The 14,584-nt window shown below is 71.8% G+C and carries 15 protein-coding genes; 7 read left to right on the forward strand and 8 right to left on the reverse strand.

Annotation, left to right across the window (positions count from 1 at the left end; translation table 11 throughout):
* Positions 1-26 precede the first annotated feature (26 nt).
* From ACFYY1_RS03160 to ACFYY1_RS03170, 3 genes are all read left to right on the forward strand, one after another.
* Positions 27-803 carry a maleylpyruvate isomerase family mycothiol-dependent enzyme gene (locus ACFYY1_RS03160; protein ID WP_388580068.1) on the forward strand — a complete coding sequence of 259 codons (777 nt, stop codon included), beginning with the start codon at positions 27-29 and terminating at the stop codon, positions 801-803.
* Positions 804-895: 92 nt separating this feature from the next.
* Positions 896-1,972, forward strand: a complete 1,077-nt coding sequence (locus tag ACFYY1_RS03165; protein WP_388580071.1) for a PHP domain-containing protein — start codon at positions 896-898, stop codon at positions 1,970-1,972.
* Positions 1,973-1,976: 4 nt separating this feature from the next.
* On the forward strand, positions 1,977-2,552 hold the full coding sequence (locus tag ACFYY1_RS03170) for a VOC family protein (RefSeq protein WP_388580074.1): 576 nt from the start codon (positions 1,977-1,979) through the stop codon (positions 2,550-2,552).
* Here the strand turns inward: ACFYY1_RS03170 and ACFYY1_RS03175 are convergent.
* The 4 genes from ACFYY1_RS03175 to ACFYY1_RS03190 form a co-directional block, all read right to left on the reverse strand.
* Positions 2,549-3,556: an LLM class F420-dependent oxidoreductase gene (locus tag ACFYY1_RS03175; protein ID WP_388580077.1), complete on the reverse strand. Its 1,008-nt coding sequence runs from the start codon at positions 3,554-3,556 to the stop codon at positions 2,549-2,551. The genes ACFYY1_RS03170 and ACFYY1_RS03175 overlap by 4 nt on opposite strands.
* A 120-nt stretch (positions 3,557-3,676) precedes the next feature.
* Complete coding sequence (locus ACFYY1_RS03180; protein WP_388580079.1) at positions 3,677-4,507, reverse strand: hypothetical protein; 831 nt, start codon at positions 4,505-4,507, stop codon at positions 3,677-3,679.
* A 192-nt stretch (positions 4,508-4,699) separates the two neighbouring features.
* Positions 4,700-5,638, reverse strand: coding sequence for an N-acetylmuramoyl-L-alanine amidase (locus tag ACFYY1_RS03185; protein WP_388580082.1), 939 nt, complete (start codon positions 5,636-5,638; stop codon positions 4,700-4,702).
* Positions 5,639-5,673: 35 nt separating this feature from the next.
* Complete coding sequence (locus ACFYY1_RS03190) at positions 5,674-6,261, reverse strand: class I SAM-dependent methyltransferase (protein ID WP_388581464.1); 588 nt, start codon at positions 6,259-6,261, stop codon at positions 5,674-5,676.
* 217 nt (positions 6,262-6,478) lie between these two features.
* On the opposite strand from ACFYY1_RS03190, the gene ACFYY1_RS03195 reads away from it, so the two are divergent.
* Positions 6,479-6,643: a hypothetical protein gene (locus ACFYY1_RS03195; RefSeq protein ID WP_388580085.1), complete on the forward strand. Its 165-nt coding sequence runs from the start codon at positions 6,479-6,481 to the stop codon at positions 6,641-6,643.
* Positions 6,644-6,800: 157 nt separating this feature from the next.
* Positions 6,801-7,235, forward strand: coding sequence for a VOC family protein (locus tag ACFYY1_RS03200; protein ID WP_388580088.1), 435 nt, complete (start codon positions 6,801-6,803; stop codon positions 7,233-7,235).
* A 161-nt stretch (positions 7,236-7,396) separates the two neighbouring features.
* Here ACFYY1_RS03200 and ACFYY1_RS03205 read toward each other — a convergent pair whose 3' ends face one another.
* The 3 genes from ACFYY1_RS03205 to ACFYY1_RS03215 are packed head-to-tail and all read right to left on the reverse strand — an operon-like array spanning position 7,397 to position 11,066.
* Positions 7,397-8,725, reverse strand: a complete 1,329-nt coding sequence (locus ACFYY1_RS03205) for a M20/M25/M40 family metallo-hydrolase (protein ID WP_388580090.1) — start codon at positions 8,723-8,725, stop codon at positions 7,397-7,399.
* Positions 8,722-10,113, reverse strand: a complete 1,392-nt coding sequence (locus ACFYY1_RS03210; RefSeq protein ID WP_388580093.1) for a cytosine permease — start codon at positions 10,111-10,113, stop codon at positions 8,722-8,724. The genes ACFYY1_RS03205 and ACFYY1_RS03210 overlap by 4 nt, the downstream gene beginning before the upstream one ends.
* Complete coding sequence (locus tag ACFYY1_RS03215; RefSeq protein WP_351251602.1) at positions 10,113-11,066, reverse strand: DUF1177 domain-containing protein; 954 nt, start codon at positions 11,064-11,066, stop codon at positions 10,113-10,115. Before ACFYY1_RS03215 ends, ACFYY1_RS03210 begins: the two co-directional genes overlap by 1 nt.
* 160 nt (positions 11,067-11,226) lie before the next feature.
* Between ACFYY1_RS03215 and ACFYY1_RS03220 the strand changes: the two genes are divergently transcribed.
* Both ACFYY1_RS03220 and pepE read left to right on the forward strand, forming a co-directional pair.
* Positions 11,227-12,054: an IclR family transcriptional regulator gene (locus ACFYY1_RS03220; protein WP_388580095.1), complete on the forward strand. Its 828-nt coding sequence runs from the start codon at positions 11,227-11,229 to the stop codon at positions 12,052-12,054.
* 29 nt (positions 12,055-12,083) lie between these two features.
* Positions 12,084-12,812, forward strand: a complete 729-nt coding sequence (gene pepE / locus ACFYY1_RS03225) for a dipeptidase PepE (protein WP_388580097.1) — start codon at positions 12,084-12,086, stop codon at positions 12,810-12,812.
* Here the strand turns inward: pepE and ACFYY1_RS03230 are convergent.
* Positions 12,775-14,577, reverse strand: a complete 1,803-nt coding sequence (locus ACFYY1_RS03230; protein ID WP_388580099.1) for an MFS transporter — start codon at positions 14,575-14,577, stop codon at positions 12,775-12,777. The genes pepE and ACFYY1_RS03230 overlap by 38 nt on opposite strands.
* Between the last annotated feature and the right edge of the window lie 7 nt (positions 14,578-14,584).

Genomic DNA, 14,584 nt, shown 5'->3' on the forward strand with positions numbered 1-14,584 from the left:
TCAGTGATCGAACTAGGGTGCGTGGCATGAGCCTACTGACGCACGACCAGTACTGTGACGAAATCATCGCCCGTACCGACGCGTTGAGAGCCACGATCCGTGACGCGGACCTCGGCGCCACCGTCCCGACCTGCCCCGACTGGACCCTGCGCGAGCTCGTTCTCCATGTCGGCCGGGCCCATCGCTGGGTCGGCGAGATCGTACGCACCCGGGCCACCGAGGTGGTCCCGCCGGAGCAGGTACCGGACTCCGCACCCGGGAGCGACGACCCCGCCGCGCTCGACGCCTGGCTGGCGGACGGAGCGGCCGGCACCGTCGAGGCGCTGCGGGCCGCGGGCCCGGAACTGAAGGTGTGGTCCTGGGGCTGGGAGGGGAGCACCGGCTTCTGGGCACGCCGGATGGCGCACGAGACGATCGTCCACCACGCCGACGCGGCACTCACCGCGCGGACCGGGTACGAGGTGGCGCCGGAGCTGGCCGCCGACACGATCGAGGAGTGGCTGGAGATCGTCGCCTTCGCACGGGCCGCGGGCGACAGGGAGGCCGCCGAGCTGACCGGGGCCGGGCGCTCCATCCATCTGCACGCCACGGACGTGCCCGGCGCCGAGTGGCTGATCGAGTTCGGCGAGGACGGCTTCGCCTGGCGGCGCGCCCACGAGAAGGCCACCGTCGCGCTGCGCGGCCCGCTCACCGACGTCATGCTGGTCTTCAACCGGCGCCTGGCGGCGGACAGCGACCGGGTCGAGGTGCTCGGTGACGCGGAGCTGCTGGACTTCTGGCTGGAGCGCGCCGCGTTCGGCTGAGCCGTCACCCGGTGCCGCTGTGCGGGCCGGGCCGGGCTGCGCGAAGCTGGAGGGAAGAGCACGTAGTGTCCGGCGGCCCCGTGGAGGTGCCGATGGAGCCCGTCCGCGCCCTGAAACGGATCGCCTTCCTGCTCGAACGCGGCAGGGCCGACACCTACCGTGTGCGGGCGTTCCGGGCTGCCGCCGACGCGGTGGCCGCGATGCCGGACGGTGAGGCGGGGCGGCGTGCGGCGGCAGGTTCGCTGGAGGCGGTCAAGGGCATCGGGCCGAAGACCGCGCAGGTGATCCGGGAGGCGGTCGCCGGGGACGTGCCCGGCTATCTCGAACGCCTGGAGACCGAGGCCACGGCCCGGCCCGCCGAGGGCGGCGAGGAGCTCCGCGCGCTCCAGCGCGGCGACTGCCATCTGCACTCCGACTGGTCGGACGGCGGCAGCCCGATCGAGGAGATGGGCCGCACCGCGGCGGAGCTGGGTCACGAGTGGGCGGCCCTCACCGACCACTCGCCCCGGCTGACCGTGGCGAACGGGCTCTCCCCGGACCGGCTGCGGCGCCAGCTGGACGCGGTCGGCGAGCTCAACGCGCGGTGGGCGCCGTTCCGGCTGCTCACCGGCATCGAGTGCGACATCCTCCCCGACGGCTCCCTCGACCAGGAGGACGAGCTGCTGGAGCGGCTGGACGTCGTGGTGGTCTCCGTCCACTCCGAGCTCCGGATGGCCCCGGCCCCGATGACCAGGCGCCTGATCGCGGCTGTCCGCCACCCGCGGGCGAACATCCTCGGGCACTGCACGGGACGGCTGGTCGCGGACCGGAAACGCCCGGAGTCCCGGTTCGACGCGGACGCGGTTTTCGCCGCGTGCGCCGAGGCCGGTACCGCGGTGGAGATCAACAGCCGGCCGGAGCGGCTCGACCCGCCCCGCAGGCTGCTGAGCCGCGCCGTCGTGGCGGGCACCCTCTTCGCCGTCGACACCGACGCCCACGCGCCGGGACAGCTGGACTGGCAGATCAACGGCTGCGCCCGCGCCGAGGCGTGCCTGGTCCCGGCGGAACGCGTCGTCACCACCTGGCCGGCCGAGGAACTCCTGGCCTGGTCACGCGGCGGCACGATCCCGGAGCGGGCCCGCTCCGGGACGGTCGGGGCCATCGGCGCAGCCCCGGGACAGGAGCGGTGAAGCCATGACGGCCACAAGCGTGCGAGGCATCGACCACATCGGGGTCACGGTCCCCGACCTGGAGACCGCCACCCTCTTCCTCGCGAGGGCGTTCGGCGCCGAGGTGCTCTACGACACCCTGCGCCGCCAGGACGGCCCGAACGGCGGCCCGGAAGTCGAGCGCCGCCTCGGCGTCCCGGCGGGCACCCAGCAACTGGCGATCAGGATGCTGGCCCTCCCCGGCGGCGGTCCGGGCATCGAGCTCTGCGAGTTCGAGGGCCCCCGTCGCGAACCCCCGGCGCGGCCCTGCGACTTCGGCTGGCAGCACGTGGCGTTGTACGCCGACGACCTGGACGCGGCGGTCCGGGACTGCGTGGCCGCGGGCGCCTCGCTGCTCGCCGGGCCGCAGCCGCTGCCGGGCCCCGAGGCGGGGGAGCACAACCGGTTCGCGTATCTGCGCACCCCGTGGGGCAGCACCCTGCAACTCCTGACCTACCCCGACCCCCAGCCCTGGGAGCGCACCGCGACACGACGGAGCGGCCGCCCGGCGCAGGCCGGCACCGACACCTGGCCGACCGACCCGGCCCGCCCAGGCCCTTAGTTGAGCTCCGCGAGCACCCGCAGGGTGTGCGGGTCGGGCGCCGTCACCAGCAGATCGGTGACCGGTCCCTTGCGCCACAACTCCAGACGCTCCGCGATCCGTTCACGCGGACCGACGAGCGAGATCTCGTCCGCGAAGGCGTCCGGCACCGCCAGTACCGCCTCCTGCTTGCGCCCTTCGAGGAACAGCCGCTGGATCCGCCGCGCCTCCTCCTCGAACCCCATCCGCGCCATCAGATCGGCGTGGAAGTTGCGGGCCGCGTGGCCCATCCCCCCGATGTAGAAGCCGAGCATCGCCTTCACCGGCAGCAGCCCCTCGGCGACGTCGTCACAGACCTGGGCCCGCGCCATCGGCGCGATCATGAATCCCTCGGGCAGGTCCGTGAGCGACGCCTCGTACACATCGGTGCGCATCGGCGACCAGTACAGCGGCAGCCAGCCGTCCGCGATCCGGGTCGTCTGCGCGATGTTCTTCGGCCCCTCCGCCCCGAGCAGCACCGGCAGCCCCGGCCGCAGCGGATGGGTGATCGGCTTCAGCGGCTTGCCCAGGCCGGTGGCGTCCGGACCGTTGTACGGGTGGGAGTGGAACCGGCCGTCCAGCTCCACGGGGGCCTCGCGGGCCAGGACCTGGCGGATGACGTCGACGTACTCCCGGGTCGCGGTCAGCGGGCTCTTCGGGAATGGCCGCCCGTACCAGCCCTCCACCACCTGCGGCCCGGACAGCCCGAGGCCCAGCATCATCCGGCCGCCGGAGAGATGGTCGAGGGTGAGGGCGTGCATGGCGGTCGCGGTCGGGGTGCGCGCCGCCATCTGCGCGATGCCGGTGCCCAGTCGGATGCGGGAGGTGTGCGCGGCGATCCAGGTCAGCGGGGTGAACGCGTCCGAACCCCAGGCCTCTGCCGTCCACACCGACGCGTACCCCAGCGCCTCGGCCTCCCTGGCCAGCTCCAGATGGGCGGGGTTCGGGCCGCGGCCCCAGTATCCGAGCGCGAGTCCGAGCCGCATGTCCGCCGCCTCCCAGTAGTTCTGACGCTACGTCAGGAAATGAGGTACGGACGGAGGGTACGACAGCGGCCCCCCGCCCGGAAGGGGCGGAGGGCCGCTGTCGTACTGCCTGTGGCGGGCTCAGCCGCGCTGGATGCCCGTGGTGTCCTGGAGCACACCGCGACGGCCGTCCTGGGTCTGGGCGATCAGGCCCGGACCACGCTGCTCCACCGCGAGGTACCAGGTGCCGGGCGCCAGTTCGGCGATCGGCGACGGCGAACCGTCCTCCCCGTACAGCGGGCGGGCCACCGGCACCGCGAACCAGAACGGGGTGAAGTCACCGGCCGGCGCACCCGCTGCGGGGGCCTGCTGGGCGTTCCCCTGGGGCTGCGGCTCCGGCTGGCCGGGCTGCGGCTGCGCACCGTAGGGCTGCTGCTGACCCGGCTGGCCACCGTACGAGGGCTGCTGGGCGCCCGGGTAGCCGTATCCCTGGCCGGGCTGCGGCTGGCCGCCGTACGGCGGCTGCACGGCCTGCGGGCGCGGGGCGCTCACCAGCGGGGCCTTGAGCGCGGGGACCAGCGGGGTGGCGACCGCGCCGCCTGCGAGCGCGATCGTGGCCAGCAGGCCGAGGATCATTCCGGCGCCCGCGTCGCTGGCGTCGATGGTCGTCCAGAAGCCCGCCCACAGCGCGAAGACACAGAAGGCGGCGCCGAATTGACCGAGGTCGAGACCGACGACCTTCCGGGCCGGCATGGAACGACCGACGACGACCAGTGCCGCACCGATGATCCCGGCCAGGAAGATGCTCATCAGGATGCCGAGCGAGTCCCAGGCGTTCGGGGAGTTGTAGTTGGAGCAGTTGATGCCCTCGGGGCAGTCGAAGCCGGAGAGGTCGAGGAAAGAGGCGATGAACAGCACCACCGCTGCTCCGATCACCACGCCGTCGCCTCGAGTGAGGGAGCGGATATTCACGTGAAGGTCCTTAGTCGGTCGTCTCGTCGGGGCGGTCGTCGCTGCCGCCTGTACGGGTACGGCGGGCACAACGCGAAGCTCGGGGGCGGCTCCCCATCGTACGGATGAATCTATCGTCTGCCTGGCGGGGTTGTGGCCCTGCCCGGTCCTCGGACGCACTTCCCCCCAATATCGCCTCAGAACTACCTCTTGCTACCCCTTCAGGTAGCTGCTGATGCCATCGGCAATGCCCTGCGCCGCCTTCTGGCGCCAGCCTGCGCTGGTGAGCAGCGCGGCGTCCTTCGGATCACGCATATTGCCGCATTCGATGAACACTTTGGGCACGGTCGACAAATTAAGTCCGCCCAGATCCTTTCGGGTGTCCAACCCGCTATTGCCGCCGACGTAATTGGAAGGTGCACTTCCGGTATCACGGACGAAGAAACCGGCGATCCTGGTTCCGAGATCGCGCGAGGGCTCGACGATCTTCGAGGTGTCGGCCTTCCCGCCCCGCACCGACGCGGGAAGGATCACATGGAAACCCCGGTTGCCGACCGCGGAACCGTCCGCGTGCACCGAGACCACGGCATCGGCCCGCGCCTCGTTGCCGATCCGGGCCCGCTCGTCGACACACGGCCCGTACGCGCGGTCGTCGTCGTACGTCAGCACGACCTTCGCGCCCTGCTTCTGGAGCAGGGTGCGAAGCCTGTGCGACACGTCGAGGGTGAACCGGGCCTCCGCGTAACCGGAGTTGGTGGACGTGCCGGTGGTGTCGCACTCCTTGTGCGTGGTGCCGATGTCCACCTGGCGGTTGATCTCGCCGGTGTGCAGATGGTTGTTGGGGTTGTGCCCGGGGTCGATGACGACGGTCTTCCCGGCCAGCGGCCCGCCGGTCCCGCCGCCCGCGGGCTTCGACGGCTTCGCGGCGGGTGTGGGGGGCGCGGACGTCTTCGTTCTCTCCGGCGCCGGAGCGCTCTTCGACGGCGGCGGCGCCGAGGTACCGCCGCCGCCCGGCCGGGGCTCGGCCCGCGTCCCGCCGCCGATGTCGCCCGCGCCGCAGCCCGCGGCGGTCAGGCACACGGCGACGAGCGCGGTGGCGGCGAGCAGGGACCGGCGGCGCCGGGTGGGGGGAACACTCTCGTCGTACGGCACCACGCGATGCTATCCGGGCCCCCGGGCGGCCGCCCTCAGATGCCGGTTCCGGTACGCCGCAGCACCCGCAGCGAATCCGTCACGGACACCTCGGTGAACGCGCCGGACTCCAGCGCCCGCAGATAGACGCGGTACGGGGCCTGGCCGCCGTGCGCGGGGTCCGGGAACACGTCGTGGATCACCAGCAGCCCGCCCTCGGCCACATGCGGCGCCCAGCCCTCGTAGTCGCCGTTCGCGTGCTCGTCGGTGTGGCCTCCGTCGATGAAGACGAACCCGAGCTTCCCGCCCCAGACCGCCGCGACCTGCGGAGACCGCCCGACCAGTGCCACGACGTGGTCCTCCAGACCCGCCGCGTGCAGGGTCCGGCGGAAGGTCGGCAACGTGTCCATCCGCCCGACCTCCGGGTCCACCACGGTCGGGTCGTGGTACTCCCAGCCCGGCTGCTGCTCCTCGCTGCCCCGGTGGTGGTCGACGGTGAGGGCCGTCACACCGGCCGCCCGCGCCACGTCGGCGAGCAGGATCGTGGAGCGCCCGCAGTACGTGCCGACCTCCAGGAGGGGCAGCCCCAGTGCGGCGGCCTCGGCGGCGGCCGCGTACAGCGCGAGTCCTTCGCCCACCGGCATGAAGCCCTTGGCGGCCTGGAAGGCGGCGAGAATCTCGGGCGACGGCTCGACGGCGGACTCGGCGGGCACGGGTTCCTCCTGGTGGGGACGGTGGTCGGGGGTGCGTGTTTCGACGGCGCCCCATCGTGCCGTACGCACCCGCCGGTGCTCTCGGCGGGGCCCTGGCCCCACCGCGCTTCCCTGACCAAGGTCGGAGAATGACCGGGAGCAGCAAGCCGTGCCCGACGGCCGCAGCGACGAACTGGCCGGCTCCCTGCTGGAGGCGCTCAACGCCGCGATCGGCCTGTACCACTCCTGCGGTTTCCAGGAGGTCGCCGCCTTCAGCGACGAGCCGGACGCCCACCATTGGTTCGAGAAGCGGATCACCCCGCCGCCGGAATGACCAAGGGCCTCCCGTCCGCATCATGCCGGGCTCGCGGGCCCTGTTCTCGGAGCAACGGGCACCCTGAGGATCGGCGCGGCCGGAATGAGTCCGAGTGTCCTGCCCCGCTTCGCGCGGCCATGACCCGGCTGTCAGAGGCGCGCAGTACGGTCTCCCCATGGCAGCCAGAATCGACCTGACGTTCGACTGCGCGGACGCACAACTCCTCGCTGTTTTCTGGAAGTCGGCCCTCGGATACGTGGACGAGCCACCGCCGGCTCCCTTCAGAACGCGCGCGGAGTGGTTCGCCTCCTTCGACCTGCCGGAGGACGATTCGGTGGACGACGGAGCGTGGCTCTGCGATCCCGACGGCGTCGGTCCCCGCCTGTGCATCCTCAAGGTTCCCGAGCCCAAGTCGGCGAAGAACCGGCTCCACATCGACGTGCGAGTGCCCGGGCACGGCAGCCCCGACGAGCGATGGGCACGGATCGAGGCGGAGTCCGAACGCCTGGTGAGGGCGGGTGGGGCCGTTCTGGAGAAGTTCGGCGGGCACCACGTGCTGATGGCGGATCCGGAGGGAAACGAGTTCTGCGTCGGCGCGGGTCCCGCGTGATGGGCCGACAGGGACGGCCCCCGAGCCCTCGACGCGGGTGACGGGACACCGCCGGCTCCCGGCACGATGACGTACGCCCCCGCCGAACGCAATATGTGCTCGGCGGGGGCGTACGAGGGGTGAGCCCGGGTCGGGGCGGTCGGTGGGCCGTGACGGCGGGGTCAGCAGCTCTGCCAGAGGCGGGTCATGACGCGGACGCCGAAGCGCAGGCCCTCCAGTGGGACGCGCTCGTCCACGCCGTGGAAGAGGCGGCCGTAGTCCAGGTCGTGCGGGAGCTTGAGGCCCTTGAAACCGAAGCAGCGGATGCCGAGGTGGGTGAAGGCCTTGGCGTCGGTGCCGCCCGGGTTGCAGTACGGGACGGGGTGGCCGTCCGGGTCCTCGGCGCGCACGGCCTCGCACATGGCGTCGACCAGCGGGCCGTCGAACGTGGTCTCCAGCGCGATGTCGTGGTTGACCCACTCCCGGGTGACCGAGGGCAGCAGCAGCTTGTCGATGGTGTCGATCAGCTCCTGCTCGTGGCCGGGCAGGAAGCGGCCGTCCACCCGGGCGGTCGCCTTTCCGGGGATGACGTTGGTCTGGTAGCCGGCCTCGAACATGGTGGGGTTCGCGGAGTTGCGGAGCACCACCTGCATGAAGTCGGAGACCGGGCCCAGCTTCGCGAGGCTGCCCTCGATGTCGTCCTCGTCGAACTCGACGCCGTAGAGGCGGGCCGCCTCCTCCAGCAGGGCGCGGACCGGCTCGATCAGCCGGATCGGGAAGGTCTCGCGGCCGATCCGGGTGAGCGACTCGGCGAGGTCGGTGACCGCGTTCTCGTCGTTGGGGGAGGAGCCGTGGCCGGCCCGGCCGGTGGCGGTGAGCTCCATCCAGGCCATGCCGCGCTGGGCGTTCTCGATCGGGTAGAGGCGGCGGGTGTCGTCGATGGCGAAGGAGAAGCCGCCGCCCTCGCCGATCGCCTCGGTGACCCCGGCGAACAGCTCCGGGCGGTGCTCGACCAGCCAGTGGGCGCCGAACTTGCCGCCCGCCTCCTCGTCGGCGAGGAAGGCGAGGACCAGGTCGCGCGAGGGCCTGGTGCCGGTGCGGGCGAAGTGGCGGGCGGTGGCCAGCATGACGGCCACCGTGTCCTTCATGTCGATCGCGCCGCGGCCCCAGAGGTAGCCGTCGCGGATCTCGCCGGAGAACGGCGGGACCTGCCAATCGGAGGCGTCGGCCGGGACGACGTCCAGGTGGCCGTGGACCAGCAGGGCGCCGCGTTCGGGGTCGGCGCCCGCGATCCGGGCGATGACGCTGGCGCGGCCCGGGGCGGACTCGACCAACTCGGAGGCGATGCCCACCTCGGCGAGGCGGCCCACCACCCACTCGGCGCTCGCACGCTCGTCGCTGGTGGGGTTGGAGGTGTCGAACCTGATCAGTTCGGCGCAGAGTTCGACGACCTCGTCCTGGGCCCGGTCGGAGGCCGGGACGAAGGGGACGGAGGAACCGGCGGTGGTCATGCTGCTCCCACAGGGGTTGTCGCGCGGGCGGCGGGGGCGGCGGTGTCGTCCTCGTCGTCCAGGGTGGAGGTGCCGTACGGCTTCACCCAGCCCAGCAGGCCGAGGGCGCTGTACAGGATGAAGGCGGTGGCCAGCGAGTTCAGGGCCGGGATGCCGCCGTCGTAGAACTTGCCGACGCAGAACGCCGCGATCCAGATGGCGATGGACATCGGGACCCAGGTCGGCGAGGTCTTCGGCAGGGTCTCGGACGCGCGGGTCTCGTCCAGCGGCTTGCGCATCTTCTTCACGACCCAGTACTCGGCCACGATGATGCCGCCGATCGGCGGGATCGCGACGCCGAGGATGGAGAGGAACTCGGTGAAGTGGGTCATGATCCCGACCGCGGACAGGACCGTGCCCGCGATGCCGAGGACGATCGTGACCGCGCCGCGGTGGATTCGCTTGCCGAAGACGACCTGGAAGAAGTTGACGACGCCGAGCGAGGAGCCGTACAGGTTCCAGTCGTTGATCTTGGCGGTGGACATCAGGACCACGATGACGCCGAAGGCGCCGGAGGTGGAGAGCACGATGTGCGAGACCTCGTTGCTCTTGACCAGGTGGCCCAGGAGCACGCCGGTCAGGCCGACGATGTACTCGGAGAGGATCATCGACGAGGCGCTCTGCAGGAAGACGTGCGAGCCCTTGCGGTTGTACCGGGTCATCTCCGGGGACACGATCGCGCCGGTCATGTAGCCGCCCGCGATGGCGGTGGCGGCGACGGCGAGCGGGATCGTCTGGCCGGGCGGCGGCGAGTGGATCAGGTCGCTGAGCGAGTGGTCCTTCAGCGTCGAGACGATGGACCAGGCGACCATCGCGAAGAACAGCGGCGTCACGATCTTGGCGAAGACTGCCATGTACTTGAAACCGAAGATCACCAGTGCGGTGATGGCGATGCCGGCCAGCACGCACCACATCCAGGACGGGCCGCCGACCAGCGCCGAGACGCTGTTGCCGAAGATCGTGTTCTGGACGCCGAACCAGCCGACCAGGCTGACCGCGATGACGAAGCTGACCAGCGCCGAGCCGTTGCGGCCGAAGCCGACCCAGCGGGTCAGCATCGGGGTCGCCAGGCCCTCGCGCATACCGGCCAGGCCGATCGCGAAGATCACGACCTCCAGGATCACCGCGCCGAGCGTGAAGGCGAGGAACGCGTCCCCGAAGGTCATGCCGACGCCGATGGTGGCGCCGAGGGTGAACTGCGAGATCGAGCCGGACTGGGCGAGCCACTGGAGCAGCATCGACCAGAAACCGAACCGCTTGTCGCGCGGCACACGGGAGAGCGCGTAGTCGTCGCTGCCGATGTTCTTGGCCTCGGGGGCCACGGCCTCGGCCTGCGGGGTGGCTGCCATCAGGACTCCTGGGGTGTACGGCCGAAGGTCTGCAGGTGCGTCAGTGACCCGTAGCGGCTGACGAGGTTGTCGAACTCCACCGCGTCGTGGAAGTCCAGTTGACCGCCGCCGAAGGCCTTGGCGACCTCCACGGCGTAGCGGGCGGCGGAGGCGATGTCCGTCTCGTGGCTCGCGCCCGTACCGCAGCCGGGCACCGCGGCGGCCGAGGTGATGGCCAGGCCGACGACCGGGGCGGCCGTCGCGGTGGAGGGCTGCAGGATCGAATTGATGTGGTGTGCCCCATTACCGTACGGGGTGATGTCCTGCGTGGTCACGGGGTACGTGACCAACGGCTCACCGGTCACCACGGCCAGCAGCTCGCCGAGCTGCTCGCTGACCCGGAGCACCCAGCCCTCCTTGACGGTGGGCGACAGGGCGAGGCCCTTGTGGTTGATGATCCGGTTGCCCTTGGTGGTGTCGATGGAGAGCACGGCCTCCATCTCGCCGGTCACCTCGTGACGGTTCATGGTGGCGATGTCCACGGGCGAGCCCATGAACGGCACCGGGTCGTGCGGCTCGGTCGGCGCGTTCGGGCAGATGTGGGTGGCGACGATCACGTCGCCGGGCAGCACATCGCCGCGACGGCGCATGTCGAGCAGCTTGGCGGCGGTGGCGATCGCCGAGACCGCGCCGTCGGCGTCGGAGACCAGACCGGTCACCTCGGGCCGGGCGCCGATGCCGCCGAGCCGGCCCACCACGCCCAGCGTGCGGGCGCTGCCACCGGACGTGCGCCCGTGGGAGCCCGGGATGCGGACCATCACGAAGTCCGTCGAGCCCTGCTCGCCGGCGACCGTGGTGACCTGTGCGGACGAGCCCTCGGTCCCGCTCACGGAGTCGAGGTACTCGACGACCGTCTTGCCATTGACCTGGGGATCGTCCAGAAGATCGACGATGTCCAGTACGTACTTCAACATGGGGGGCCTTTCTCGCTCAACCGGGCACCCGGGCCGGCGCCGAGGCCTGTCCGGCGGGGGAAGCGCGGGGCGGGGTGCTGAGGCCACATTCGGGATCGGATAGCGTTGGACGCAACTGTTTCCCGTTATTTGCAATTCAGGTCTGAATGGTGAGATGACGATGGCGGACTTCGATCTGGACCGGCGCACCCCCGCCGGAGCCCTGCAAACCGTCGACCGGGCGCTCCTGGTGCTGCTCGCCTTCGAGCGGACCCGGCCCGACTGGGGCGTCACCGAGGTCGCCGAGGAGTTCGGCTGGGACACCTCGGTGGCCCAGCGGCTGCTCGCCACCCTCGCCGGACGGGGCTTCCTGGTCTCCGACCCGGTCACCCGCCGCTACCGCATCGGCCCCGCCGTGCTGCGCCTGGGCAGGCTCTGGGAGCGCTCCGGATCGCTGGAGCTGCTGGCCGGGCCGGTCCTGGAGGAGCTGCGCCGGGTCACCGGCGACACCGTGCTCTTCTGCCTGCCGGACAGCTTCCACATGCGGTGCGTCGCCGCCGAGGAGGGGGAGGCCGGGCCGCTGCGGTACTACCCGCTGGTCGGCGAGCTCTACCCGGCGCACGCCGGGGCGACCAGCAAGTCGTACTACGCGTACCTCCCCGACGAGCAGCGCCACCGGCTCTTCCGGGGCCGCCCGATGGCCCGCTTCACCGACCGGACGGTCACCGACCCGGACCGGCTGGAGGAGGAGTTCCTCAAGATCCGCGCCCAGGGCTACGCGTGGACGGTCGGCGAGTACGACACCGGCATCGCGACCGTCGCCGTACCGGTCTTCCTGGGCCGCGAACCGTACGGCAGCCTCAGCCTCGGCGGCGCCTCGGAGCTCTTCCGGGACGCGCCGGACGACCGGCTCGACGCACTGCGCCACGCGGCCCGGATGCTGGAGCGGCGGCTCACCCACCCTCCGCAGCGCCCGAAGCCCCGCACCCGTCGCCCCCGTACCGCCTGATGATCCGGAAGAGAACCAAGAGGAACCCCATGAATCTGCTGCTGCTCTCCAACTCCACCCAGCACGGCCGCGGTTATCTGGAACACGCCATTGACACCGTCACCGGCTTCCTGCCCGCCGGTGCCCGGCTGGCCTTCGTCCCCTACGCGCTCGCCGACTACACCGCCTACACCGCACGCGTCCGCGAGGCCCTCGAACCCCACGGCATCACCGTCCGCGGGGTCCACGAGAACGCCGACCCGGTCGCCGAACTCGCCGCGTCCGACGCCGTGTTCATCGGCGGCGGCAACTCCTTCCGGCTGCTGAGCGCCCTGTACCGGACCGGTCTGCGGGACGCCGTGACCGAGGCGGTGCGCGGCGGGCTGCCGTACATGGGGGCCAGCGCCGGGACGAACATGGCGGCGCCCACCCTGCGCACCACCAACGACATGCCCATCGTGCAGCCGCCGTCCTTCGAGACGCTCGGCCTGGTCCCGTTCCAGATCAACCCGCACTATCTGGACCCGGACCCGGCCAGCACCCACAAGGGCGAGACCCGCGAGGAGCGGCTCAACGAATTCCTGGAGGAGAACGACGTACCGGTGCTCGGCCTGCGCGAGGGGTCGTGGCTGCGGGTCGACGGGCGCCAGGCCCGGGTGCAGGGCGCCCGCCCCGCCCGGCTGTTCACCCGCGGCGCGCAGCCGCAGGAGCTCCCGGCGGGGTCGGACGTCTCTCATCTGCTCACGACGACACCGCGGTTCGACGCTCCGGTGCGCTGACTTCCAGCACCAGATCGGCGTCCACGGGCCGGCCGTCGCCCGGGTACGCGGCCGGGCGGGCGCTCGGCGCGTACCCGGTGGCCGACCCCGCCAGCACGAAGTCGCCGCCGTGCGGGGCGGTCAGCGCGTAGTGGCCGTCCCCGTCCGTCACGGTGAGACCGGCCTGCCGGCCCCGGTGGTCGATCAGCGTGACATTGGCGCGGGCCACCGGGGCGCCGTCCGCGTCCAGCACCCGGCCGCGGAAGCCGCCCGAACCGGCGACCGGGCGGGAGGCGCCCGGCACCGGGGCCGGTTCCCGGGCGTCCCCGGCGCTGCTCGCCAGCAGTGCCGGGCGCATCGCCTCGCTGCGCGACGGCAGGAACGAGGCCAGCACCAGCCCGATCACCACCGCGCCCGTCGCGATCAGGAACGAGATGCGGAAACCCTCCATCGAGGGCAGCACCGCCCCTTTGGCGTGCACCGAGGTGTTGGCCAGCACCATGCCGATCACGGCGCTCGACACCGACGTGCCGATCGACCGCATCAGGGTGTTCAGGCCGTTGGCCGCACCCGTCTCCGACGGGTCGACGGCCCCGATGATCAGCGCGGGCAGCGACGAGTAGGCGAGCCCGATGCCGGCACCGAGCATCACCGCGATCACCACCGTCTGCCAGGCGGCGCTCATCAGCCCGAGCCCGGCCCCGTAACCGATCGCGATGACCAGCATGCCGAGCATCAGCGAGACCTTGGGGCCCCGGCGGGCGGACAGCCGGGCGTACAGCGGGGCGACGAACATCATCGTCAGACCGAGCGGCGCCACGCACAGCCCCGCGACCACCATCGACTGCCCGAGGCCGTACCCCGTCGACGCCGGCAGCTGGAGCAGTTGCGGCAGGACCAGCGAGACGGCGTAGAAGGCGACCCCGACCATGATCGAGGCGAGGTTGGTGAGCAGCACCTCGCGCCGGGCGGTGGTCCGCAGATCGACCAGCGGGGCCGGGCTGCGCAGCTCGAACAGGCCCCACAGGACGAGGATCACCAGCGAGGCGGCGATCAGCCCGAGGGTGCTGCCCGAGGTCCAGCCCCAGTCGCTGCCCTTGGTGATGGGCAGCAGCAGGCAGACCAGGCCGAGCGAGAGCCCCAGCGCGCCGACGAGATCGAACCGGCCGGGGGCGCGCAGCGTGGGCTCCGGCACGACGAGCACGGTGAGCGCCATCGACAGCACCCCGAGACCGGCCGCGCCGAGGAACAGGGTGTGCCAGTCGGCGTGCTGGGCGACCAGGGCGGCGGCGGGCAGCGCCAGGCCGCCGCCGACCCCGATCGAGGAGCTCATCAGCGCCATCGCCGCGCCGAGCCGCTCGGGCGGCAGCTCGTCGCGCATGATGCCGATGCCCAGCGGGATGGCGCCCATGGCGAAGCCCTGGAGCGCGCGTCCCACGATCATGATCACGAGGTCGTCGGTGGAGGCGCATATCAATGAGCCGGCCACCATCACGGCGAGACTGGCGAGCAGCATCCTCCGCTTGCCGTGGAGGTCACCGAGCCGCCCCATGATCGGGGTGGAGACGGCCCCCGCGAGCAGCGTCGCGGTCATCACCCAGGTGGCGTTCGACGGGTCGGTGTGCAGAAGGGCGGGCAGGTCCTTGATGACGGGGACGAGCAGGGTCTGCATCACCGCGACGGTGATGCCCGCGAAGGCGAGCACGGGGACGACCCCGCCGCCCGCCCCGCGCGGCCTCGGATCCGGGAGTTCCCCGGCGTGCTGTCCGTTCGTCGTCTGTGGCATACGTGCG

Source organism: Streptomyces sp. NPDC001890 (assembly GCF_042891445.1).
GTDB lineage: Bacteria > Actinomycetota > Actinomycetes > Streptomycetales > Streptomycetaceae > Streptomyces.